This is a genomic window from Brasilonema bromeliae SPC951 (assembly GCF_012912135.1).
Lineage (GTDB): Bacteria > Cyanobacteriota > Cyanobacteriia > Cyanobacteriales > Nostocaceae > Brasilonema > Brasilonema bromeliae.
Map to the genome: position 1 here is coordinate 1 of NZ_QMEB01000065.1, position 25,114 is coordinate 25,114.

The 25,114-nt window shown below is 42.1% G+C and carries 23 protein-coding genes; 13 read left to right on the forward strand and 10 right to left on the reverse strand.

Annotated elements, in window-relative coordinates; genetic code table 11:
* The 3 genes from DP116_RS10645 to DP116_RS10655 form a co-directional block, all read right to left on the reverse strand.
* Positions 1 to 385: cell division protein FtsQ/DivIB (locus DP116_RS10645; protein WP_169155165.1), on the reverse strand; the 385-nt coding region annotated here is incomplete at its 3' end.
* Positions 386 to 886: 501 nt separating this feature from the next.
* The gene (locus DP116_RS10650; RefSeq protein ID WP_048867073.1) at positions 887 to 1,237 is read right to left on the reverse strand and encodes a hypothetical protein; all 351 of its coding nucleotides are present in this window, start codon (positions 1,235 to 1,237) and stop codon (positions 887 to 889) included.
* Positions 1,238 to 1,750: 513 nt separating this feature from the next.
* Positions 1,751 to 2,071 (reverse strand): hypothetical protein, encoded by a 321-nt coding sequence (locus tag DP116_RS10655; protein WP_169155166.1) that lies wholly within the window; start codon positions 2,069 to 2,071, stop codon positions 1,751 to 1,753.
* Between the two features lie 107 nt (positions 2,072 to 2,178).
* Between DP116_RS10655 and DP116_RS10660 the strand changes: the two genes are divergently transcribed.
* From DP116_RS10660 to DP116_RS10685, 6 genes are all read left to right on the forward strand, one after another.
* Positions 2,179 to 3,012, forward strand: a complete 834-nt coding sequence (locus DP116_RS10660) for a photosystem II manganese-stabilizing polypeptide (protein ID WP_169155167.1) — start codon at positions 2,179 to 2,181, stop codon at positions 3,010 to 3,012.
* A gap of 985 nt (positions 3,013 to 3,997) precedes the next feature.
* Positions 3,998 to 4,771, forward strand: coding sequence for an RNA polymerase sigma factor SigF (locus tag DP116_RS10665; RefSeq protein ID WP_169155168.1), 774 nt, complete (start codon positions 3,998 to 4,000; stop codon positions 4,769 to 4,771).
* A gap of 19 nt (positions 4,772 to 4,790) precedes the next feature.
* A complete protein-coding gene (locus DP116_RS10670; RefSeq protein WP_246275573.1) occupies positions 4,791 to 5,819 on the forward strand; it encodes a hypothetical protein in 1,029 nt (342 codons plus the stop codon).
* A gap of 83 nt (positions 5,820 to 5,902) precedes the next feature.
* Entirely contained in the window at positions 5,903 to 6,148 is a 246-nt protein-coding gene (locus DP116_RS10675; RefSeq protein WP_169155169.1) for a hypothetical protein, read from the forward strand.
* Positions 6,149 to 6,443: 295 nt separating this feature from the next.
* Positions 6,444 to 7,148 (forward strand): hypothetical protein, encoded by a 705-nt coding sequence (locus DP116_RS10680; protein ID WP_169155170.1) that lies wholly within the window; start codon positions 6,444 to 6,446, stop codon positions 7,146 to 7,148.
* Positions 7,149 to 7,338: 190 nt separating this feature from the next.
* Complete coding sequence (locus DP116_RS10685) at positions 7,339 to 9,828, forward strand: hypothetical protein (protein WP_169155171.1); 2,490 nt, start codon at positions 7,339 to 7,341, stop codon at positions 9,826 to 9,828.
* A 27-nt stretch (positions 9,829 to 9,855) separates the two neighbouring features.
* Here the strand turns inward: DP116_RS10685 and DP116_RS30165 are convergent, their stop codons facing one another.
* Positions 9,856 to 10,017, reverse strand: a complete 162-nt coding sequence (locus tag DP116_RS30165; protein WP_339381429.1) for a hypothetical protein — start codon at positions 10,015 to 10,017, stop codon at positions 9,856 to 9,858.
* Between DP116_RS30165 and psaI the strand changes: the two genes are divergently transcribed.
* A complete protein-coding gene (gene psaI, locus DP116_RS10690; protein ID WP_339381428.1) occupies positions 9,968 to 10,087 on the forward strand; it encodes a photosystem I reaction center subunit VIII in 120 nt (39 codons plus the stop codon). The genes DP116_RS30165 and psaI overlap by 50 nt on opposite strands.
* A 250-nt stretch (positions 10,088 to 10,337) precedes the next feature.
* Here the strand turns inward: psaI and DP116_RS10695 are convergent, their stop codons facing one another.
* A complete protein-coding gene (locus DP116_RS10695; RefSeq protein ID WP_169155173.1) occupies positions 10,338 to 11,669 on the reverse strand; it encodes a hypothetical protein in 1,332 nt (443 codons plus the stop codon).
* A gap of 146 nt (positions 11,670 to 11,815) precedes the next feature.
* On the opposite strand from DP116_RS10695, the gene DP116_RS10700 reads away from it, so the two are divergent.
* Positions 11,816 to 13,159, forward strand: a complete 1,344-nt coding sequence (locus tag DP116_RS10700) for a 3-isopropylmalate dehydratase large subunit (RefSeq protein ID WP_246275574.1) — start codon at positions 11,816 to 11,818, stop codon at positions 13,157 to 13,159.
* Positions 13,160 to 13,386: 227 nt separating this feature from the next.
* Entirely contained in the window at positions 13,387 to 13,872 is a 486-nt protein-coding gene (locus DP116_RS10705; RefSeq protein ID WP_169155174.1) for a gluconokinase, read from the forward strand.
* Here the strand turns inward: DP116_RS10705 and DP116_RS10710 are convergent.
* The 4 genes from DP116_RS10710 to DP116_RS10725 form a co-directional block, all read right to left on the reverse strand.
* Complete coding sequence (locus DP116_RS10710; RefSeq protein WP_246275575.1) at positions 13,850 to 15,412, reverse strand: N-6 DNA methylase; 1,563 nt, start codon at positions 15,410 to 15,412, stop codon at positions 13,850 to 13,852. The two genes, DP116_RS10705 and DP116_RS10710, sit on opposite strands and share 23 nt — an antisense overlap.
* 6 nt (positions 15,413 to 15,418) lie before the next feature.
* On the reverse strand, positions 15,419 to 16,072 hold the full coding sequence (locus tag DP116_RS10715) for a type II restriction-modification system restriction endonuclease (protein WP_169155175.1): 654 nt from the start codon (positions 16,070 to 16,072) through the stop codon (positions 15,419 to 15,421).
* Entirely contained in the window at positions 16,050 to 16,247 is a 198-nt protein-coding gene (locus tag DP116_RS10720; RefSeq protein ID WP_169155176.1) for a hypothetical protein, read from the reverse strand. Before DP116_RS10720 ends, DP116_RS10715 begins: the two co-directional genes overlap by 23 nt.
* A gap of 73 nt (positions 16,248 to 16,320) precedes the next feature.
* Positions 16,321 to 17,541, reverse strand: coding sequence for an MFS transporter (locus DP116_RS10725; RefSeq protein WP_339381426.1), 1,221 nt, complete (start codon positions 17,539 to 17,541; stop codon positions 16,321 to 16,323).
* 125 nt (positions 17,542 to 17,666) lie between these two features.
* Between DP116_RS10725 and DP116_RS10730 the strand changes: the two genes are divergently transcribed.
* Positions 17,667 to 18,422 carry a YebC/PmpR family DNA-binding transcriptional regulator gene (locus tag DP116_RS10730; protein WP_169155177.1) on the forward strand — a complete coding sequence of 252 codons (756 nt, stop codon included), beginning with the start codon at positions 17,667 to 17,669 and terminating at the stop codon, positions 18,420 to 18,422.
* Positions 18,423 to 19,157: 735 nt separating this feature from the next.
* Here the strand turns inward: DP116_RS10730 and DP116_RS10735 are convergent.
* Entirely contained in the window at positions 19,158 to 19,448 is a 291-nt protein-coding gene (locus tag DP116_RS10735) for a hypothetical protein (RefSeq protein ID WP_169155178.1), read from the reverse strand.
* Between the two features lie 234 nt (positions 19,449 to 19,682).
* Between DP116_RS10735 and DP116_RS10740 the strand changes: the two genes are divergently transcribed.
* The 3 genes from DP116_RS10740 (at position 19,683) to tatC (ending at position 24,964) form a co-directional block, all read left to right on the forward strand.
* Positions 19,683 to 20,939, forward strand: a complete 1,257-nt coding sequence (locus tag DP116_RS10740; RefSeq protein WP_169155179.1) for an FAD-dependent hydroxylase — start codon at positions 19,683 to 19,685, stop codon at positions 20,937 to 20,939.
* Positions 20,940 to 21,871: 932 nt separating this feature from the next.
* Positions 21,872 to 24,061, forward strand: a complete 2,190-nt coding sequence (locus DP116_RS10745; RefSeq protein ID WP_169155180.1) for a lytic transglycosylase domain-containing protein — start codon at positions 21,872 to 21,874, stop codon at positions 24,059 to 24,061.
* 93 nt (positions 24,062 to 24,154) lie between these two features.
* Complete coding sequence (tatC, locus tag DP116_RS10750; protein ID WP_169155181.1) at positions 24,155 to 24,964, forward strand: twin-arginine translocase subunit TatC; 810 nt, start codon at positions 24,155 to 24,157, stop codon at positions 24,962 to 24,964.
* Positions 24,965 to 25,114 lie beyond the last annotated feature (150 nt).

Consider the following 25,114-nt stretch of genomic DNA (forward strand, 5'->3'; position numbering starts at 1 on the left):
CTACAGGGACTCGTTCTTTAATCTGGATGATTAACCCTGGTGGAAACAGACGACGATTGACATTCGCTTGTACTATCATCGGTTGCTGTTTCAAAGATTCGGCAATCCTATGAGGTTCTATCCGCCATAAAGACTGAGGATAGGAAACCACCAGCAGTGACTGAATCGCCTCACCAGATAGTACGTGATTACCTAAAACCTCAATATCTTTGGGTGTTTTCAGTACCCAAATCGGTTGGATAGCCGTCCACAGCAAACCTCCCGCCAATGAACTCACGACAATGGTTTGCCAAATTGTCTGGATAATTTTCATCTGCCGCTTTTGACGTAATTTCTTACGGCGACCTTTTAAATCTGAGCGGGAAACCGATACAATACCAGCCATTCAAACCCTTCCATACTTTTAATCCTAGTCGTGATTGCGCTTGTAGTATTACGTAATTTTAGTCAATGCTGTTAGCGGGACTTAGATCTGCTCTCCAGATGAATCTAGCCTTTTGATTTTTTTGTGGCAACCATTTCCTACTTCAAAAAGCTACAAAAAAAATAGTATTATCTGCATACTACTTTTTCATTGTCCGACCGAGAACTCAGGATCTAAAATCACACAAGAGTACTGAAACGGATAAAATTTGTTGATATTTAAAAAAATTTAATCAGAGTATATACGCTGTCATATTTTTAACAATTTACAGGACAAACAGGGTAAATTCCCATAATATCATGACTAGCGTGATATTGCTGAATATAATGCCCACACGGGCATGTGATGCGGGAGCAAGCCTTAGAGATGGTCATGGGGATTGGTCAGAGGTTTGTCGTCAAGAACAATTAACGAAAAATAACTGACAATACCCAATCTCAAATCCACAATCCAAAATTACTACTACCAGTTCAAGGAGCTATCGTTTTCCAAAACCTCACTGCTGTTTTCAACAGCCGTCTGTTGTTCTGCCTTTGTTAAAAAGGCTTGTAGCCTCATACGTTCAATATACGGCCAGCCTCCTTCAGCCTCAATATCGCGAAGCAGTGAGTAAAGTCCTTGACGATTATCGGGCAAACTCTGTTGAAAAGCCCCATCTCGGATCTCTCGGTGTAACTGCTCCAACTGTCTTAGTAAGGCTAAAAGAGCTTTAGCATTCCCTTGACAATCTTGGGCTGTATCATAGACTGCTGATGCAATTGTTTGCAGTTGACAAGACAATTTCGTTAACTCTAACTTTTTACCGTTGCTCATACACCCCTGTCCCTATGAATCAGGTTTGATCAAATTTACTGGAGATTTTGTGCTTTCACCTGTTACCAGTCAACCATTAGTTGAAAAGGTTAATTGATTTATGAAGTGTTGTTGTGACAAATTTTCTTTGCATAACTTAAAGAAAATAAGTTTTTGGGAGTCTCTGACTTTGGTCACAAAGACTCACTACCCGAACTCGCCTCCTGCTAGTACTTTATCAACCACAAATTGACAGGTATTGGTCTGGGAAAGTGGGGTTTGTTGTGAGGATGAGGCAAAAGCGTAAAGTTAATAAGCATTTCCCCATCCGCCAAAGTTCCTTTGGTGGGCTACTAGTGATTATTTTACTGAAAGCACAGTTATAATTTTAGTCTCTGTAACCATAGCAATACTTAATACATTTTAAACATCTCTATTGTCAATGAGTGTTAATCACCAGTTTAAGAATAGTTTATAAATTTTATATATTGATCACATTTGTGTGTGACATTAGTATTATATAATACACTAATCTTAGACCGGAAAACTACCCGTAGAGCAACAGTTGAAGTTCTGACGACTCAGATAAAAAAGCAACGAGGCATTGCGGAAGTCTCTGGCGATCACGGGCGGATCGCTACTTGCGATCCCGCTTTGTTGGTAAATATCAGAAAGCTTTGATTTTGAGTTAAAAAAAATCGTATGATCTGGCTGATGATCGCTTTGATTTTCCCATAAAACAATGGGCTGTATGTAAAACTGCTTATTCTTTGACCACCCTTTAACCACGCATCTCAACAGATGCAGTGGCTTGGGTAGTTTGAGGTTTAAAGCTTGGGCTAAAGGAAGCAACACGTTTAAAAACGCATAACTCCTGATAAGTTTAAGTCACGGCTTGGGCTTACCAAAGCTTGGGCGCAGTTTTACAAGTTAAATATTAATTTTTGACATTGAGGTTAACCATGAGGTTTCGCGCTTTAATTGTTGCACTCTTAGCTTTATGCTTGGGTTTACTTACTGCTTGTAGTGAAGGTCCGTCATCGAGTAGTACAGAGTTCCTAACCTACGACCAGATTAAAGGCACCGGCTTGGCTGTCAAATGCCCCCAACTGGCAGAAACAAGTCGTGGCTTTATCCCCATAGATAATAGCCAGTCCTACACCATAAAAGAACTGTGCTTAGAGCCAACCCAATACTTTGTCAAAGAAGAACCCCTTAATAAACGGCAACAAGCAGAATATGTTGCTGGCAAATTGTTGACTCGCCGCACTTACTCCTTGGATCAAATTACTGGCGATCTCAAAATCAATCCAGATAAAAGCCTCACCTTTGTGGAACGAGACGGCTTTGACTTTCAAGCTATTACAGTCAAACTGCCTGGCGGTGAAAGCGTACCTTTCCTGTTTAGCCTCAAAGGCTTAGAGGCTCAAACACAACCTGGCTTGACCAGCATCAACACCTCCACGGACTTTGAAGGTACCTTCAGAGTTCCCTCCTATCGAGGTTCTGCCTTCCTCGACCCCAAAGGTCGCGGTGTTACCAGTGGGTATGATAACGCGGTGGCTCTCCCTGCGTCATCTGATGATAAAGAACTGACTAACGCTAACGTTAAGCGAGGTGATGTTCTCAAGGGCAAAATTTTTCTGCAAATAGCAAAAGTAGATAGCTCTACTGGTGAAATTGCAGGCACTTTCGAGAGTCAACAGCCTTCAGATACCGACTTAGGCGCCAAAAAACCCGAGGAAGTTAAGATTCGTGGTCTGTTCTACGGTCGTGTAGAACCTGCTCAGGTCTAGATTGTTCTGATAAACCTAAGAGGTAACTTCTTACCCTCTTAACAGGAGAATTTCTGGAACGAGGTTTTGGAGTTACCTCTGTTGGTATGTAGTTTACAAAAATGGCAAAAAGAGGCGATATGCACAAGTACGACTTTGGGTGTATCGTCTTTTTTATTTGAGCATGTGAATATCTTTAATTATTTTAAATTTAAATTATGAATTGTAAAGTCAATTTAATAAGCTAATGCGCGTACCAGACTGCACTTTTTTCGTTCAGGGAGGCGGAGCATCTCCGGTTCCGTTCTTGAGTGTTGACTTCCTTGACAAATAAATATGATCTTTTGGCGCGACAGCTAATCATGTCTTTCAAAGTTAAGTATTATCCCTGTTAGAATCTGTTTTTATTTCTGATATGTATATTCTTTTTTTCCCAGATTTCCGATGTATTCACGACTTTAATTCAGTAATATTACGGTTTTTTATTGAGTGATAAATTTTTTATTTTATTTCTATGTGGTTTTCGGAAAGTCACAGGACATACCACAGAGTTAACTAAAAAACAAAAGAACCCCTCCAATTTAAATTAAGCTGCATTGTCAATCGAGTTATGGTAGCTGTTTTCAGCACAAAATTCTTTATCTGCCATTGGAGCCTCTGTGTTATGTAAGTATCGAATACCGCTGTATTTGGCGTAAGTTCGCTATTTTGCACAAAGGCGTCCAGAAGGCGTTCGCGTGTCTGTAGCGTTTCTGAGTTGCATAAAGTACAAAACCCCAGCCTCTCTACTAAGCATCCTCACGTCACGTGCTACAACAGGGAGGGTTGGGGAACTTAATCTCGGGGATTAGGGGCAGATTGTACTGTATCCAAAAGAGAACCGCTATATTGTGCGGAGTTTCATCATTGAATGGGTATGCTGCAAAAAATCTGACATATAACTGCAATCGCAGCTTGGTTTAAAAGTGAGTATTTCTTTGTTTATTCGACCAAGAAATGCGATGTTATGCCAATCACAGTCACCAACGAACTGAAGCATGAGATTTGGCAGTTGTTGCGAGAATATCAGCTATCTGGCTCACCTGACTTTCGCAATCAATTGGTGAAACTTAATTTTGGACTTGTCAGAAAAGAAGCTCATTACTGGATGAATCAATGTCATGAAAGCTACGAGGACTTGCTCCAAGTAGGTTGTTTGGGTTTGATTCGAGCTATAGAAAGATTTACAATTTCCAAAGGGTATGCTTTAAGCTCCTTTGCTATTCCCTATATTCGCGGTGAAATACGACACTATCTTCGAGATAAGGGAGTCACCGTGCGAATTCCTCGACGCTGGCTTGCGCTGCAACAGCAAGCAATAAAAGTTTCGCGTTCTCTACGGGAAAAATATAATCGCCAACCTACTGACTCTGAGTTAGCAGCAGCATTGGAAATTTCTCTTGATGAATGGCAAGAAATTAAATTGGCGTGGACTAACCGCGCCCCCTTAAGCCTTGATTTACCAGTGCAAAATGGAGATGAAAGTGCAACTTTATTGGGAGATCTTGTTCCAGACAACCGCTACCACAGCTTTCAACTAGCCCAAGAAGACCAAATTCTTATCCAACAAGCATTGATGCAGTTGGAACAACCCACCCGCCAAGTTTTGGAATTTGTTTTTTTGGATGATTTGACGCAAAAACAAGCAGCAGAACGCCTTGGTATAAGTGTAGTCACGGTCTCTCGTCGGCTTAGGAAAGGGCTAGACTTGCTGAAACACTTAATGTATGTGCCAGAATAATGGCTTTTGAGAACAGTTCATGGGCAGAAATTTAAAAATTGTAATAGCAGCTATTCTGACTTTGGTGACTTTGGCGATCGCCTCTTGTTCCTCAACTCGTGAACAATCCAGTCATCCTACACCTACCGATAAACCAGCACCTCGCCAGCCCTTTCATAACCCAGTGGTCTCTGTTAACAAAAAAGTCACGAATCAACCGTTTCATAACCCAGTGGTTGTTACCAAACAAACTCCACCAGTTGTTCCCATCACCACTGCTAACTTGATTCAACCAACCGATTCTACAAAACGGGTAAGTATCGTGTCAAAAGGTCGGAATGATCCGTTTGCAAAAATTGTGGTTCCTTATTCCATAAAAGTCACGAATCAGCCTGCACAGGTAAAACCTGTTCCTAAGTCACCTCCTCTAAGCGCAGCTACTCCTTTCCCGCCCGAAGATTACCGTTTAGGTAGCACGGGAGCCGGGGAGCCGGGGAGCCGGGGAGCAGAAATGACATCGGTAATCTTACACCGGGAAGGGAGTAAGAGGAAACAGCACAGTGCGAGCGCACTCTTAAGTAAAAATCCTTTAAAACAAAAGCTAAATCAACAAAAACACAGAATTAACAAAAAAGCGATTCGCCTTGCGATAGCTTCGCTTCACGCCCAAAGTGCAGCGCCCAAAAGGGTGATTAAGCATAACTCTCTGCCGCCAGTGGCGCGTGCGTCTCATAATAAAATTAAACCCAACCGTGCCTTGACTCGTGTGGTGCCAAAAGTTTTACCGCAAGCTATCCCTAACCCTGCCTTAGCATCCATAACACCACCACAACCAGAGTTAGCAAAAGCAGTATTTGTTTCTGGTGTTATTCTCATTGGTAAAAAATCCCAAGCAATTATCAAAGTACCAAATGAACCAACAAGTCAGTATGTACACGCAGGACAACAGTTAGCAAATGGAGTGCTGATTAAACGTATTGAAATAAATGAAGGCTCCGAACCAGTCGTAATTCTGGAACAATATGGTATTGAGGTTGCGAAAATGGTAGGACAGAGACTAACTACTTAAACGCCACGAACTGCTTCTGGGGAAAATCCTGTTTCTAACACAGCGCTACCCCAAAACCCTGTTCCAGAGGAAGATACTTAAAGATGGAGACAAAAGAAACAATTGAATTTGCTGGTTTACCTTTAGCAGTCTATCGAGAGATAGCAGCTCATTTGTGTCAGGTAGAAGGAGTAGAAGTGAGTTTAATTCCTCAAACTTCTCAACAATTTGATTATAGTCAAAGCCAAATTGCTGGTTTATGGATTTCGTATACGCCTGAGTGTGGCGCACAAAGTCGGCAACGGGTACAGCAAATTTTGACTTATTATCGCAGTCGCTACGTTGCTTGACGAATTGTCACAATAAATTTTAGTAAATATGTCTATATTTAAGAATTTTTGGGTTGAGGTTTCTCCACCCAACAATTCTATTTTTTTGTTGAGGAAATGCGCTTATTTTACTTGACAAAATAACGTTTTTGTGTATAAAGATCAGTTAGAAATCTGTTGGTTTGCGAGAACTCTCTGATTTCCAACGAGCGATCTCCCTATGTCGCTACGCCATCAGAGCATACACTCCTCAGCTTAATCCTACTGAGTGTATCTGGAAATTACAGATAAAATTTTTGTTTTGTTAACAAAAATCATGCAGTCGAACCGAACTAATTTTCTTAGGTTTCTTCTTCAATCAGAACCAGGGGAGCTAGCTATTGCCAACGGCTTGCGAGCCGCGTTAGGGTTAGGAATTCCCATGCTGTTGGGGCAACTTATTGACCAAAGGCAAAACGGATTGTTTGTTGCTTTAATGGCTTTCTCTGTCAACTTGGCAAATGTTGGTGGCCCTTATCGGATAAAAGCTACAGCGATGGCAATTGCCACGTTGGGAATAGCTGTTTCGGCGTTTGTAGGTACTCTCGTAGCTGGAGTGCCAGTGCTGAGTGTGGTGTTGACATTTCTCTTGATGACGCTGCTGGTTTACATGGGACGTTTTACCAAAGCAGTCACAGTTTTGGCAGTACATCTCGAACATTTTCAAAGGACTCAGCCACTCCCGGAATTGGAAACCTTTGTCCGCCAAATTTCCCTGCTGCTAGAACAGTTAGCGCAATCAGCACAGCAGGAAGTTGCCCCACCACCCTTGCCTGACTTGGAAGAAACGCTGCAAAAAATTCAACCGCACCTGCAAGCACTGCGTATAGCCCGCATACAAGAATTAGCTGTAAATCAGGGACATACTCCCAGACGTCAGGCGGTAATTGATTACAGCATATTGGATATGGAGATTGACCAGATTGTCCGCCGATTGAGTGCTATGCACTCAGCTATGGTGCGCCTGAGTACACAATTATAGATTTTATACTAAATTTGTAACCAATTTTCATAGTTCAGCCAGCAGCTTGCCACACGTAATCCCAACCGTGTCAGTGTTTGAATGAAAACAACAGAATCCGGTGATGAAATTTTAAAATACTGAGTTAAACTGGCAAGCAAGATAATCCTAGTATAACCAGCGCATCTCTACAGTCTGGGCATCACTCAACATGGAACACTGGCAATTTCTGATACAGAAACAGGGCGATCGCTCTTGGAGTCCTATAGAATCCCCAAATATAGAAATTGTAGAAGGTCGGTATAGAGTTTTAGCTCGCTCTGACCTGACTAACACTGATATGTACGTGCAGATCACCCATAGTTCAACGATGGAGTTTCCACCGAAGCGGCGAATTCAAAAGCGATCGGGTTCTACAAACTCTGAAGGCTTAATCGCAGTTCTTCCCTTTAGTTATCTCAAGCCAGGAGTTTGGGAGTTATGTTGTTCCGGTAACTTGATGTCGCACTTTGTCGATCAACCTTGGCAACATTGTGTTGAGTTAAAAGTCCTACCTATATTAGTTATAGAGGTGGGACGACAAGAGGAGGACACTTGCGTGCCAAGAGTCGATGAGGAAGAATTTTGTCTGTTTACCGATGAATTGCTTGAAGAAGAAGCGATGATTTCGCAGCCGATTAGCCCAGTTTGGCTCAAAGGTGAGAAAGTAGAGCAAATTTTACAAAACTTAATAGAGATTGCTTTACCTGATTCTCAATTGGTACCAGCAATTGAGGATTTTTCAAATCAGACGCTAGAACCACCGCTGGTGTTGAAACTTCAGGAAGATTTTTACACTGTTCCTTGGGGGCAAACTCTCACAATCAATGGGCGTGTAGAGCAAAAAGAAACGACGAATTTAGATTTGAGCCTAACATCAAATTATGAAAGAGTCTACGCAGGAGAAATCAGAATAGAACTGCGCTCACCCCAAAATTCTAAAGTTATCAGGCGAGTGCGGCAATCCTTAAGCGAAAAGTTAATACCATTTCAAATCAGATGTTCCATAGAGGTTCCGGCTGATTGTGAATCCAAGCTGATTTTGGGAGAAATCAGTTTATATGGCATCCTGACGATGGATGGTAAAACCACACTGTTAACTAGCCAGTTTTTCACAATGACAGCAGATGTCACAGAATTACTGGCAATTAGTGCTAAAGCCAAAAAAAATGAACTAGACACAATAGAACATCAAGCAGTATCCTCTGCAGCACTGGCGACGTCAGTTGCCAAAAAACTATCCACACCTCTAGATTTGCAACTTTTCAATTTAGCAAAAACGCCAAAAAAAGCGAAATCACATCTGTTGCAGCCATCTCCCAAAAAATCTTTGCCACCGAAAATTGATCCGCCATTACGTCGTAAACCAGTAGGAATTTCACCTCAACTACCAAGTTTTATTCCGCATCAAAATCGGATAATTACTCCTACAGTTGTTTGGGAACCTTCTTCAAAGTTCGAGTCAGACAGGGACGACAGCACAATCACGGTTGTTAGTAAAGTCATCAGGATGGAGACAACTTTACCCTACCTGAGACGACTCAAAACATCCCAGAATACAACAAAAGGCATCATGCGTTATGAGTCAGTTGACGAACAGCAGTATACAACTGAGATTCATAACGAGGATGCCGCGAAATCAATTCTAGAAGAGACACAATCTCAGATTGAATCTTTTGATGAAGATGCAGCAAAATTAGCCACAGACAACGCACAACCTCAAGACACGTTTGTCAAATTAGTCATTCCCCATAATTCTCAACTCATCACGACAGGAAGCCCCAACATCTCGCCCTTGATTAGAAAGTGGATGCATAATCAAGGATACTCCTTGCCTGAACCGATTAATTTGCAAAACCAAGACGACGATATTTATATTGTCGCCAGCCAAAATCACGTATCTGATGAGGTTAACAAAGAAACGCAAACACATGCAGATGCTAATGATTTAGAACGCACGCAAATCGAGGAACAGGTTGGTATAGAGACTCAAGAGGACAAGACAATTCAAAATATCCTCTATCCCTCCGGTACGCCTGCGGCGAAAGGGTACGCAAAGCGAATAAAATATCCCCTTTTGGCACGCGAAGCGAACAAAATATCCCCCTCACCATCTCCCCAACCTTCTAACTCCCTTGATGGCAGAATATTGTCCGCTAGGTTGGTACACGAAATTGTTGTCGAGGATATATTCGATGAAACCGAACCTAAGACTTTCAAAAATCAACCTTCCAAACAAAAAGAAGAATCAGTCTCAGATGTATCTGTTGGTTTACCTGTACTAGCAGAAATCACGGAACCGTTACCAGTTCCGCAACTGCATTTGCCATCAGGGGAACTGATCTCTGGAAAATTTGTGAGGATATGCGTCCAGTTAGCCCCTGTAGCTGATGAAGTGGCTGTGAAGTTATGGATTTTGGATTGCCAAACTCGTGGGTTGATAGGTGAACCGCGTTTGTTAACAAATTTACGACTTAACCCTGCTGGAGTGTTGGAAGAAATAACTCATCTGAGGGTTCCTTTTGGGTGTTTGGAAATTTGCTTGGAGGCGATCGCTGTGAACAAGACGACTCAGCAAGAAAGCCACAAAGTCTCTATCCTCCGGACTGTGATGCCCCCAGACTTACCTAGGTTGCAGCTAGAGGAAGTTTTCGGTACGTGAACAGTCTTTCTTTTGAACGGTGCTGTGTTAAAAATCTTTAGAATTTGAAAAATCATGCAAGATTTGCAGTAAGCTCATTTTGAATTGTTGTTTGATTGGATAGGAATATTTTATGCTCACAGCTTCATTTTTACCTCTCATCCTTACGTACCCAGCTTCATATCTCTCTTCCATTTTTGTTCCAGTCATTGGTTGGGTTCTTCCAAGTGTAACTTTTGCGTTTCTGTTGTTATACATTGAACGCGACGATATTGGCTAAATTCGTCAACCGACTTCATCATTTGGCACTCCCACGCCTCCACGAGGAATAAGGCGTCCTTGATTTCAGCTGAGTCCCATAGAAATTACCAAAAACTTAACCACCCTTTCTACCTCTGTTTGCTATGCAAAAAATTGGTTGAAAGGGTGTCAAATAACTTGGCTGTGCCAAGGTTGCAGCACTCTGCAGGTTTTTGGTAGCTGCTTCCCTTAAGGAGGCAGCTGTTTTTTATTGGAACCAATTGAAACTCTCACTTCCCAAAGCCCTTAACTGTTTGGTTTTGACTCTTTCCTTTGGGCTTAGATTTACTAACTTCCATCAAAGCTTCTTGGAATAAATTATGTAGATGTATTGGTACACTGGCAATTTCTGGTAATTCTGGTTCTATAGGTTTGTTGTATTCTTGCAAGAGTGTATCCAAGTCATTTTGAAGCTGAAAATTTGGTCGTTGAAGAAATGTTTGCAGTACTTTTTCTAATTGCGTTGGATACTCCTGGGCTAAACGATGCCAAATAAAAGCATTAATACTTTTATCTTCCAGATAAAAACGAATCAGTTTCTCAGCACCTTCTACACTTTGCCAATCTTCTGCTTCTAATATTGTCTTGATTTTAGAGTAGGTTGGCAGAAACATCTGTCCCCATCGAGGATGAGATATAGCTGTTACCTGTTCTGCTTTTCTGAGTTCAGCAGGTAAATCAACTTTTGGCATGACCATTTTACTACCGCTGTTTTTCTTGTCAAACATTTGTGAAACTGCTTGGGAGTCAGCACCAAATTCTTCTGCGACTGCTTTGATTTCTTCTTCACCTAAACCAGCTTCTTGTGCAACATCTCCTAGTGATTTGGAAGGATCAATGCCTGCTTCTTCCAAACGTTTTTTCGTTAATATTTCTTGAAATTCGGCAATCTTTTTGTTGAGTTGGTATCCTGGGAGTGTGACTTCATCAGAAGCAAAAAAATCTAAAAACTGCTGATGATAGATTCCTACAGATTGCCAAGCTTCCTCTAGTAAGTCTGGAGCATCTCCATAAAGATTCTCTTTGTAATTCTCTTTAAAATTACCAATAGCTACTGCTAGTTTTGGTTTGCCCAATTTACCCATCTGAGTGTAGGAACTGAAAAAAGTCCAGTAGCTATCTGTGATAGGAGAAATGCGAGTCAGTAAAATTTCTCCTTCTTTCAACCGAGACATTTCGTTTAGTTTTTGGGAGGTGTTTGGCTTGACAATATAGTATTTGTCTGTCAACCAGTTCCTTAATTCAAAGCCATCAGGTAAGATTTTTGTAATAGCAAATAAGCCACTAAAAGTGCGATGCCAACTTTTGATAAGTTCGCGGTCAACCTTAGACAACTCTTGATAGCTTTGGATAAACAAATCTAATGGTGAGGAGTCGCCGACACGCCCTTGTGTGATGAATGAGTCAATAATCAGTTCTTGTTGAAAATTATCACCGCTTCCACGACGTGACTTGACAGCAGCATAGCTTTCCAAAGCTTGTGCAAGTTCGCCTTCAGCGTCATAGACAAAATCAGTGAGGTCTTGTTTGAGTTGGTGCGATCGCTCTAATATAACATCCACAAGTTAATCTCTCGGACTCGATTGTTGTTGTACGTTAGAGGTTAGCAGAGAATTTCTGCATTTGGCTATTGCAGGATATATTCGGATATTTACGTGTCAAGATTTGGTTGACAGACTACTAGCCATGTAGCATATAATTTGTACCCTTGCACAAAAAGAACGCGATCGCTATGGGCATGACCCTTGTAGAAAAAATTTTGGCGAAAGCCTCTGGTCGTTCGGTTGTCGAACCGGGGGAAAATATCTGGGTTAATGTTGATCTTTTAATGACACATGATGTTTGTGGACCTGGAACCATCGGCGTTTTCAAACGCGAGTTTGGTGCTGACGCCAAAGTCTGGGATCCTGAAAAAATCGTGTTAATTCCCGACCATTATATTTTCACGGCTGACCAACGCGCTAATCGCAACGTTGATATTTTACGTGATTTTGCCAAAGAGCAAAGTATAAAATACTTTTACGATATTACTGACCTGAGCAACTTTAAAGCCAACCCAGACTATAAAGGTGTTTGCCACATCGCCCTAGCCCAAGAAGGTCACACCCGCCCAGGCGAAGTTTTATTTGGTACTGACTCTCACACCTGTAACGCTGGTGCTTTCGGTCAATTTGCGACTGGTATCGGCAACACAGACGCTGGCTTCATTATGGGGACTGGTAAGTTGCTGATCAAAGTTCCTGCCACCATGCGTTTTGTGTTGGATGGTGAAATGCCTCCTTACTTGTTGGCAAAAGACCTGATTTTACAAATTATTGGGGATATCAGCGTCGCTGGCGCAACCTATCGGACGATGGAATTTGCAGGGGAAGCCGTCGAACGAATGACGATGGAAGAACGGATGACTCTGTGCAACATGGTGATTGAAGCTGGTGGCAAAAATGGTACCATTGCTCCTGATGAAACCACGTTTGAGTATGTGCGGGCGCGTACCGATAAGCCTTTTGAGGCAGTTTACACAGACTCAGATGCCAAGTTCTACAGTGAGCATCACTACGATGTTTCCAAACTGGAACCAGTTGTTGCCAAACCTCACTCCCCTGATAACCGCGCCACAGCACGAGAGTGCAGCGATGTCAAGATTAACCGAGCTTATATCGGTTCCTGCACGGGTGGAAAAACAGAGGACTTTTTCCATGCAGCACAAGTTCTCAAAGGTCATAAGGTGAAGGTTCCCACATACATAGTCCCTGCTACCCAAAAAGTTTACGAAGACCTATTTAAAATCAAGTACCAAGAGCAAACCCTCTCAGAAATTTTCTTAGAAGCTGGTTGCATTGAACCTGCTGCGCCTTCCTGCGCCGCTTGCTTAGGTGGTCCCAAAGACACCTTTGGGCGCATGAATGAGCCAGAAATCTGTGTTTCCACCACCAACCGCAACTTCCCCGGACGAATGGGGCATAAAGAAGCGGGAATTTATCTTGCTTCCCCCTTTACCGCTGCAGCTTCCGCACTCACTGGGTATGTGACAGATCCGCGTGAGTTTTTGTAAGAGGACAAGGGGACAGTAGGACAATACGGTTGCTGATTAAGATAATTTGCAAGAACGATAACCTCTGTAGAGACGTTGCATGTGAGTCCAGCGCTGCGGGAGGGTTTCCCTCCGCAGGCGACTGGCGTTAGGCGAAGCCGTGCCGCAGGCATACCCGAAGGGCAACGTCTCTACACGTGTCAAATCTCTCCCCCTATCTCCCAATTAGGTTAATTAATTCCACTGAGATGATAATTCTCGTAATGGGTGTCTCTGGTTCTGGTAAGTCCAGCATTGGGCAACTGTTGGCGGACTCTTTACACTGGGGATTTAGCGATGCTGATGCTTTTCACTCGCCAGAAAATATTGAGAAAATGCGGCATGGCATTCCCCTAAATGATTTAGATAGGGTGCCTTGGCTACTGGCGTTGGAACAGGCAATACAACAGTGGTTGCAGGAGAATAAAAATATGGTGCTGGCGTGTTCTGCGCTCAAAGCCAGTTATCGCCAGGTTTTGGTTTTGGATGAGGAACGCGTCAAGGTGGTTTATCTTAAAGGACCATTTGAGTTGATTCAAAAGCGGCTGCAACAGCGTCATGGTCACTTTATGGGTGAAAAACTTCTTAAAAGTCAGTTTGATACTCTTGAGGAGCCATCTGGTGCGGTTACAGTGGATGTTTCTGAGCCACCAGAGGTGATTGTGCAGAAGATTAGAGTGAGTTTGGGGATTTAGGCGAGTTCATGGGAGAAGTTAGGCCCAGATCATGGCAAGACAGAGATTGCTGGTGATAACTGCTTAAGACATAACTGTTGTATTCCTCTTCTCTACCCAAAACCTGCGCTAACGTTCGCAAATTTAGCCGCTTGAGTAATTCAATTGTTATTGGTCTCTTATCACTCCAAAAAATCATTGATTCTAAAAACTCTTTTGCTGGTTGCGAATTTAGCAAAGCAGCAATAAAAGATGCTTCAGATTTAGACCTACATGATAAAAAGTAAACAGTATCGTCAAAAATAACAGGTTTGCCGTCAATTTGACCTACTTGCACAAAATTCAGAGTTTTGTAAAAGCCAGATATTGCCACTTTCCAAGGTGCAAAAGTATATTCCCCAACACCAAATATAGAAAATTCTGGACGATTCCGATAAATAGAACTGCTACGCTTCAACAAATACTCTCGATAATTCTGAAGATAAACCCATATTTTAGGAGCATCAAACTTTAAGTGTGTTGTATCCTCCCCAATATAACGCTGAGTAACAAGAACATATTTTCTACAAGTAGATGTACGACTATTTCCTACATCTGAACTTTTCAAAAACGGGTAAACCCAATCTTGCTCAAGAGAAGAAACATAACCATATCCGTTGTAAAATTTGTCTTCTTGTCGTTCAAGTTCCATGACCTTGGAACAATCATGTTTCAAGCCAGAACGCCAAATATAAGCTGGATCAGTTCCTCGTAGATGCAACCAACGCTTGTAATCTATTACATTAGAAATAACTGTATTATCGTGGTAACCAAGAACTTGTAATGGTTCGTGAGCAGATAAATTCTCGAATATCTCGCAAGTATTTGATAGGTTCCCATCTCCAATCAACAAAACAAAAAAACAGGCATCTACAGATGCATTAAAATTCTTCAGTGTATCTATTCCATATATTTGAGCGCGGATAACTCTATGCTTCTGTTGCCAAACATGAACAAGAATTTTTCGGGCGACAGCAGTCTTACATAACACTGCAATTATGCCTGTGCGTTCTTTCAGCCAATCTAAATGTTTGATCAACATCCATTCGGAAATATCAAAATTACTTTTGCCAGTTAATGCCTCATATCCGCTTCTGCCTTGAAAATTTGATTTTTCTGGTAAGTTAGAACTTTTTAATAAACTTAGTTCAGAACTCGTTACCCATGGAGGATTACCAATAATCAGTAATGGTTCGGCTAATGTGTTAAGAATTTCTGACCAATTTAAATCAAAAAAATTACCATTAATAATTTCTATTGATGCAGAATAGTTTTCTGCTGCAACGCTTTCCTTAAGATAGCTTAGATGTTGTGTATTAATATCAACACCGACAAATTTTTTCACTTGTGAAAATACTTCACAAGAAGCTAACAAAAACGCTCCGCGACCACAAGTAGGCTCTAAAACAGACCTGGGTGTCACACCTAGCCTGTTAACGACATTTGTCGCCTCTAACGCTAAAGCTATTGGAGTTTGAAAATCCCCAAATTCCCATATATTCTTAGCTTTTTGTTGCGCCATTTTAGTTCATCGCACTCTAATAATACCGTTAACCTCGCCAGCCATTTGTATAATACGGCTATATTGAAGTCGCCATTGTAGAGCATTTGAGATTGTTAAATAACCTTGCTCAGGTGGATTGCGTAGTATCTCTTCGGCAATATTACGTGCTTCAATTTCATCAACTGGTAGATTGCGATCCATGATGAAGGCAACAAGGTCGTCAGCATTACCTTCATTTGCAAGAATGCTAAGTATACCACGAGTCATTTGATAGTCAGCAGTACGCCTTTGATCAATGAAGACAGTATGCTGCATATTGAGTCTACCAGTTTTATGCTGATGATCATCTCTCTTTTCGTAAACAAAAATCAGCAAACCATACCCAAGACCAAAAATTTTTTGCCGAGCAGATTTAAAAGGACATGAAGATTGAGGTTGCCGGATGCTGGTAACTTTTATATCTATATTTAAGTCTGGAAAATCTATTCCAGAAGCAGAATTACCCAGCACATACTCATACAATAAAGCTAAATAATTCCGAAATTTTTGCTCCAGGTAAGTTCCTACAGCCTTTCCATCAGTAACACCAAACAGCAATGGCTCATCGTAGATACTTTCTATCTCAGCAAACTTTACAGCCTCCTCTAGAAGAATATCAAGTGTCAGCGAAGGCTTCATTGTTCCCCCTTCTCCAATGTTCCTCCGGCTCATAAATTTTTTCTTTACTTAAATATTCTTCTTTTATACCAAGTTTCAAGGTTGGAAAAGAATATTTTGGTGAGATAGGAGTCATCAAGACTTTTACTTCATCTCCTTGTTTGAGATTATCTGGTAAAGGTTGTACTAAACTCATATCCCAGCTACCTATGCTAACCGCTCAAAGTTGATGCGGTCATTGTGCAGAAGATTAGAGTGAGTTTGGGGATTTAAGAAACCAAAGGTTGACGCCGCCGCTTAATAAAGGTCATAAAAGCCACTCCTAGCATCAGCAGTGCGATCGCACAAACCCCATGCCATTCCCAGCGACTCCAAGCATATGCACTCAAGAACGAACCCAACGCTCCTCCCATAAAGGAAAAGGTCATATAAAGCGCATTCAAACGGCTATGAAACTCTAAGGGTAAACTGAAAATTCTTGCCTGGTTGGAAATGTGTGTGCTTTGCGCACCCAAGTCCAGAAGAATAACCCCGACAATTAGCCCCAGGATGTGGTAACCAAACACCCAGAAAATGAGAAATGACAAGGTTGTAATCGAAAGACCCAAGGCCACAGTTATCTTGGGATTCCTTTTATCTGCTATCTTGCCCGCAACAGGAGCCGCTGTCGCTCCTACCACACCAACCAACCCAAACAACCCCGTCACCTCACTACCGTAATGATAGGGTGGCTGTGCTAAAAAGAATACGAGAGTACTCCAAAAAGCACTGAAGGCTCCAAAGGACATCGCCCCTGCAAGGGATGCTTCACGTAAGATAGGCTGCTGTTGTATCAACTTGAATAAAGATCCAACCAATTGAGGATAAGAAACTCGCAGCGACGGTTGACTTTTTGGCAGCATCCGTAATAGGACAACAGCCAGAACAATCATCAACCCACTCGCCAGCCAATACATCGCCCGCCAGCCCAAACTTGCTCCTACAAAGCCGCTCACCGTTCTAGCTAAAAGAATTCCGATCAACACCCCACTCATCACCGTACCAACAATTCTTCCTCTGTGCTCTGGTTTTGCCAGTTGTGCTGCAAAAGGAATTATCAGCTGAGCTGAAACACTAGTTATGCCGATCGCCAAACTCGCCACTAACAACCAAGCAAGGTTAAGTGATGCTGCTGCTGCTCCCAATGCTACAGATGTCAACACCAGCATCATCAAAATTAACCTTCTCCTCTCCATCAAGTCGCCCAATGGAACAAGGAGGAAAAGCCCTACAGCATAACCAATTTGCGTCAACATGGGAATCCACCCTGTCGCATGGTTAGAAGCTTGAAGGTTTTGGGCAATTACCACCAACAGAGGTTGGTTGTAGTATAAGTTAGCAACGACAGTTCCACAGGTGATTGCCATTATCAAGACTAGACTACGCCCCAAAGGCTCTTGGCTAGTTCTATCAGTAGATGCACTCTTTGAGTATTTGTTAACACTTCCCACAGGAGAAAACTCCAATTACGTGTAAAACAGTCTGTTTATATTTCGCTATCAAAAACGGAACTATGCAAGAGCTAAAATCTAGCTATATCGTATTTTTGAGTAGATAGTATTATTCATTTCTTAATATGGCAGGACACAGTAAATGGGCAAATATTAAACGCCAAAAAGCGGTCGTGGATGCAAAAAAGGGTAAGACTTTCACCCAGTGGTCGCGTGCGATTATTGTGGCAGCCAGAAGTGGGGTTCCAGATCCTGTAGGAAATTTTCAACTGCGCACGGCAATTGAAAAAGCAAAAGCGGCGGGTCTACCTAATGAGAACATTGAAAGAGCGATCGCCAAAGGTGCAGGTACACTCTCAGGCGGTGCTTCTAGTTTAGAAGCAATTCGTTACGAAGGTTACGGTCCTGGGGGAGTTGCGATCCTCCTTGAAGCCTTGACAGATAATCGTAATCGTACTGCTGCAGACTTACGTGTTGCTTTTAGTAAAAATGGTGGTAACCTCGGTGAAACAGGTTGCGTCAGTTGGATGTTTTCCCAAAAAGGCGTTTGTACTGTTGAGGGAATCGTTGATGAAGAACAGCTTTTAGAAGCTTCTCTTGAAGGAAGTGCTGAGTTTTATGAAATGACTGAAGAACAGATTGCTGAGGTATTTACTGAAGTGGTTAATTTAGAAAACCTGAGCCAAACTCTCAAAGAAAAGGGCTTTAAAGTAACTGATGCCGAACTACGCTGGATTCCTGGTAACAATGTAGAAGTCACTGATCCAGATCAGGCACGCTCACTTCTGAAGTTAATTGATACTTTAGAAAGTTTAGATGATGTACAAAATGTTACTGCTAATTTTGATATGTCAGAAGAATTGATGGCAGTGATGGCTTGAACTTTGATATGACATCTGACTTATAAATTTTCAAGAGCGGTGGAAGTAGAACAAATTAGGTACTGGCAACCGCAAAGCTTAGAAGATGTGATTGTTAATTATGAGATGAAAAAATGCTGTCAGCTTGCAACTTTTGTCTGCAAGGATAATTTGCAGGCTTTGAGATGTCAAGCCTGCAAAAATCGACACAAAAACTCCACCTCAACAACATGAGACTGACATAACTTTCTGAAATACTTAGATTGTTGATTCTCAGATGAAAATTTTCACAGGAACAAGTTTGCTAAAGCTTTACTCATCGCTGTTGTGTTTGCTGCCCCTCTAGCCCTGAGTGCAACTGTGGTAAGGTTACAACTGTTGCTGCCAAACCTGTTACTGGTACCAAAGCTACTAAAGTTCATCATCAGAAACATCATGGAAAGCACAAAGGCTCCCATACTGGAAACACTATGAAAAAAATAGTTACTGTTAACGTATATTAAGTTGTAGTAGCCTGCGAAAACTTGAATTCTAATTCCTCCTCATCAAGACATATAACACAATTTAACCCCGTTGCGTTCCTCAAGCTCCAGCGGGGTTTTTTCTATTTAGCAAATACTTGACCAAAGTAACCTAATCTGTTATTCAGTTAACTCAAAAAAGGCAAAAATTTACACAAAAACTCCACATCAATAACACGACAATGTCACATCTTCTTGGGATAGTTAAATGGTTGATTCTTGAGTGATAAAAGTTTCACATGACCAAGATTGCAAAAGCTTTACTTCTGTCTCTTGTGGTTGCTGCTCCTGTAGCCCTAACTGCACCTGCTGTAAACGCACAAATGTCTTCTCCCGCCACTACAACACCTGCTACAACGACACCAACTACTACCAAACCTAGTAATACTACTAACACCCCTAAAAAGAAGAAATCTGATACTACTAAGAAGGGAAAAAAGACTTCCCGTCGTCCTAGCAATTCTAACTCTGCCACAACACCTACAGGTAGTACACCCACAACATCACCTTCTAGCACTCCATCCACACCTCCTGCTTCAACCCCAGCTCAATAAGCAATAGCTAATAAGCGGGCTTAATCAGGCAAGCATCTCATCAAAACTATATATCCTCATGCTCATCAAACTTTTGCTCGCTGTTTATAATAGTGAGTATTTTTATTTATATATTTACTTCACCCCAACTTGAACATCTCCTCAACTTGCTCTTCCTAGCCACTTGCGTCAAAATAAGAATGAAAACGCTGTAACTTATCTTAACAATGGCGCAAGCGCAGCTTCAAACCCTTAACCCTCCCCAAACACCGACACATACGCGGGGATATGATTATGATTTAGTCATCGTCGGCGGTGGGATTGTTGGCTTAACCCTAGCCTCTGCCTTGAAAGATTCCGGGTTAAGTGTGCTGCTGGTGGAGGCAAAAGTAGAATCAGCGGCGGTAGCCAAAGGACAGGCTTACGCGGTGCATATGCTTTCGGCGCTCATTTTCCAAGGAATTGGAATTTGGAACAAAATATTGCCCAACATTGAGACTTACCGCCGTGTGCGTCTTTCTGATGCTGATTATCCCGCTGTGGTGGAATGGGAAACCGGGGATATAAATACAAAAGATTTAGGTTATGTGGCAGAACATCAAGCACTGTTGCATCCCTTACAGGAGTTTGTCAAAAATTGTCCCAACGTAACATATTTGTGTCCTGCCCAAGTGGTTAATATCCAGTATCAGCAGGACGTGGTAACGATGGATGTTAAAATTGCAGACCAGATGCAGACGGTTCGCACTAAACTAGTCGTAGCCGCAGATGGATCGCGTTCCCGTATCCGTGAAGCTGCTGGAATTAAAACCCGTGGTTGGAAGTATTGGCAGTCATGTATTGTTGCCTTTGTCAAACCAGAAAAACCCCACAACAACACAGCATACGAAAAATTCCAGTCAAGTGGCCCGTTTGCCATTTTACCTTTGCCAGGAAACCGTTGCCGAATTGTGTGGACTGCTCCCCATGAAGAAGCAAAAGCTTTGTGCGCGTTGGATGATGAGCAATTTTTAAGAGAATTACAAGCGCGTTATGGGAATCAGATGGGGAAGTTGGAATTGTTGGGCGATCGCTTTATTTTTCAGGTACAACTTATGCAGAGCGATCGCTATGTTCTCCACCGACTCGCTTTAATTGGCGATGCAGCACACAATTGCCATCCTGTAGGCGGACAAGGTTTGAATTTAGGAATTCGCGATGTGGCTGCTTTGGCGCAAGTGTTGCAAGAAGCGGATGCTCAAGGTGAAGATATTGGTAACATTCAAATCCTCAAACGTTACGAACGCTGGCGTCAGCGGGAGAACTTGACAATTTTAGGTTTTACTGATTTATTAGACCGCATGTTTTCTAACAACATCTTGCCAGTTGTGATAGTTCGTCGCCTTGGGTTATGGATGATGCAGCGAGTACCTATGGTAAAAGTATTTGCTCTCAAGCTGATGATTGGTTTGAAGGGGAGGACTCCTAAATTAGCACAGCATTGAAGAACCGCTTCTTTCCTGTTAAGAGTTTCCTCTTAAGAATCATTCAGGCAAGCATCCCAAATGTTTAAATTTGTGGTGTATTGTAGTGCAGGCTTCTAGCCCGCTTTGGTTTAAATTTGGGAGCAAGATGCTTCCACGACTCGTCTTGTTTCACGCATTGGGATACTCCCATCATTCAAGATTGCTATAACCATTTGTCTTTAGACAAAACAAAGACAAATGTAAAGAAAGTCATGTAAAAATTATCGCTCAGTTATGAGTCACTAAGCTCTTTTAAATACTCTGACCATAAATTATTAGCATGGCTATTTGTCCTATTTTGACATCTTCCATTAGAGGGATAAATATTTAAATATGAGTTCATTTAAGACTATAACAATTGATAGCATTCTTCTCTGAATACTAGTATTATTGATGACTGACTTTCCTCTGAGAATTGTTTATTTAAGTAAAAAAAATAACGAATTGAGGCTGTCATGAGTGATTTATAGCAACGGACATATTGGTTAGGACATCATATTTTGATCTCAAGGGAACAGGGAACGCTTAACAGGGAACAGAGAAATGTCCTAACAATTGTGGCGACTGCTATAGTAAGAGTTTTAGGCGAACATCGGTCTATTTGTTTCTACTGAATTACTTAGTATGAATGAGTGATTTTTAAAAGCCTTATGGAGTCATTTTAATGACAAACTCATAAAAAAAAATAAGTGTTTACTGTTAAAAAAAAGCTTTGAGATGAAAAGTAGCATGTCTTAGTTATTTAACAAAGATTACTTACGCAAAGATTGTGTCAATAATTTCTAAAAGTTCAAATTTACATCTCATCTTTGTTCCCGAAGATAAAAAATACAAAAGTTAAAACTGAAGACGTTGACCACCAGTAGTGTTAAAGTGGCAAGAAATTCATGTGAAATTTTCAGCGGGAATCAATGCTGAAGAAGCTACAGACAAAGCATATTTCTCTCATAGTGGGTGCCGGACTATGTGCCTTTTTAGCAGGGGCAATCGTGTCAGCTCCCGAGATAGGAAAATCAGTAAGTCAATGGCTTAAACCGCGCAAGACTCAGCCTGAGAAGCTTTCGGAAGAAAGCAAAGCGAAATCACCCGTTTTTGCCTTGGTATCACAATCTCCGCAAGAACGTGGTGCAAAACTACAAGCATTAAAGGAGGCGTCAAAACCAGCAGATCAAAATCGCGCTCGTTATCTTTTGGCAAGTGACTTAATTGAACAAAAGCAAGCTCAACCTGCACTGAAGCTACTAGATGGATTAGACAGAGATTATCCAGTCCTTGCGCCTTATGTGTTGCTAAAACAAGCGCAGGCACACGAAATTCTAGGACAAGAAGGCAAAGCCTCGGATCTGAGGCAGAAAGTGCTCAAAGACTACCCCAAAGAAGCGGCTGCTGCTAAAGCCTTGTATCTCATCGGAGTCCCGGAGTATCAGGACAAAGCAATAGCTGAATTTCCTTCTCATCCGCTTACCTGGGAAATCATCCGTAAGCGGTTGGAGACAAATCCCAATCAGCCGCAATTGCAGTTAGTTTTGGCAAAATATGCCTATGATCAACCAGGAACTGTACCTGTGGTGGATCAGCTGGCGAAGAATTCCACCCTTAAACCCGAAGAGTGGGACATCGTTGGTACAGCTTACTGGGAAAACAATGAATTTGGCAAAGTAACGACAGCATACGCCAAAGGAACTAAAACACCCCGCAACCTCTACCGTGTTGGCAGAGGATTGCAGGTGAGTGGAAAACGAGCAGAAGCCCTTGCTGTCTATCAAGAACTTGTAAAAGCATTTCCGGAAGCCAGAGAAACTAGCACTGCTTTGTTACGCTTAGCAGAAATGGCAACAGTACGTAAAGATGCTTTGCCGTATCTTGATCAGGTTATTACTAAATTTCCTGACAAAGCAGGTACAGCGCTGGTAGAAAAAGTCAAAATTCTTCAAACTCAAGATCAAAAAGCAGCGAGTGAAGCTACTAAGCTCCTGATTACCAAGTACGCTAACTCTGAGGAAGCGGCAGAATATCGCTGGAAAATCGCACAACAAAAAGCGAAAGCCAAAGATTATAAAGCTGCATGGCAATGGGCAGAACCTATTGCCAAAAATAACCCCAACAGTATTTTGGCTCCTAGAGCTAGCTTTTGGGTTGGAAAATGGGCAGCAAAACTCGGGAAAAAGGAGGAAGCAAAACAAGCTTATGAATATACCCTCAGCAATTTTCCCCATTCTTACTATTCCTGGCGAGCAGGGGCAACTTTGGGACTCAATGTTGGCAATTTCAACTCCGTGCGCCAGATGAACCCAAACCTCGTCCCGTTCCAGCGTCCGGTGCCAACTGCTGGTTCTGAAACATTTAAAGAATTATACCTCCTTGGTCAAGACCGCGATGCTTGGTTGCAATGGCAGACCGAATTTCAGAACAAAATGCAACCAACAGTGGCGGAGCAATTTACTGAGGGTTTGATGCAGCTGGCAAAGGGAGAAAATATCCTCGGGATTAATACAGTTTCCAAATTGGAAGACCGAGAAACGCCGCAAGAACAAGCACAGTACCAGGCTTTAAGCAAACAAGTCACTTACTGGCAAGCTCGTTATCCCTTCCCCTATCAAAAAGAAATTGAGCAATGGTCCCAAAAGCGTCAGCTAAATCCTCTGCTAGTGACTGGGCTTATGCGTCAGGAATCACATTTTGAGCCAAAAGTCCGTTCTACAGCTGGTGCGGTTGGTTTAATGCAGGTGTTACCAAGTACAGCTAAATGGATTGCCCCACAAATTCAGTTAGATAGCACAAAAATAAATTTGGAAAATCCCAACGAGAATATCATGTTTGGGACTTGGTATTTGGATCACACTCATGAGCAATATCGTAATAATTCGATGCTGGCGATCGCCAGTTACAATGCGGGTCCCGGTAACGTTTCCAAATGGGTACAAACTCTGCCAAAGGAAGATCCAGATGAATTTGTAGAATCAATTCCCTTTGATGAAACCAAAAATTACGTGCGTCAGGTGTTAGGTAACTACTGGAATTACTTAAGACTGTATAACTCAGAAACTTCCCAGTTGGTAGGAAAATATTCGACTGTACACCCACAACTACCTGTTCAGTAATTTTCAAAAGTAGAGACGCTTTCATTGCGCGCGTCTCTACATCCACCTGCTTCCCAGATACAATAGTCACAGATGACGCCTTCTCGCTGACTCATGACACCTTCACAAAACGTAGACACAACAACATCTCCTAGTGTTGACTTTGAAGTAGATGGTGACTCAAAACCGGAAATAGATCCTATGGATCCTCTTGATGAGTTGCCCGGTGAAGTCGAAATGTCAATTTTCGCTCACTTAGAAGAGTTACGACAACGAATTTTTTACTCGCTCATTGCTGTAGCAGTGGGTGTTGTCGGCTGTTTTCTTGCCGTTAAGCCGATTGTTCAGCTGCTAGAAGTGCCAGCACAGGGAGTAAAATTTTTGCAACTGGCTCCCGGTGAATATTTCTTTGTTTCCATGAAAGTTGCAGGCTACAGTGGGTTGCTTTTGTGTAGCCCGTTTGTGCTATACCAAGTTATCCAGTTTGTTCTCCCTGGACTCACTCGTCGTGAACGGCGTTTGCTGGGACCTGTGGTTTTGGGGTCGAGTTTTTTGTTTGCGGGAGGGTTAGTCTTTGCCTACCTTTTGTTGGTACCAGCTGCTTTGAAATTTTTCATCAGCTACGGTGCAGATGTAGTAGAACAACTGTGGTCGATTGACAAATATTTTGAATTTGTCTTGTTGCTGCTATTTAGTACTGGGTTAGCATTTCAAATTCCGATTATCCAAGTTCTACTTGGTGCTTTGGGAATAGTCTCTTCTGGGCAAATGCTTTCTGGTTGGCGCTACGTTATTATAGGCGCGGTGGTTTTAGGAGCAATTCTCACACCTTCAACTGACCCCTTTACCCAAAGTCTGTTAGCAGGGGCAGTTTTGGGACTTTATTTTGGTGGTATTGGTTTAGTTAAGTTGGTAGGGAAATGAGGGTAAGAAACTGTAACTTAATTCCTGCTCACCTCTGGTCATAACTCATCTTTTTGAAGAGGTTCTATGGCGTTCCGCCACGCTTCGCTATCAGTCAATACGGTTCAGTTAAGGCTGAAAACGTTATTGAGGACACGAAAAGAAGGAGCT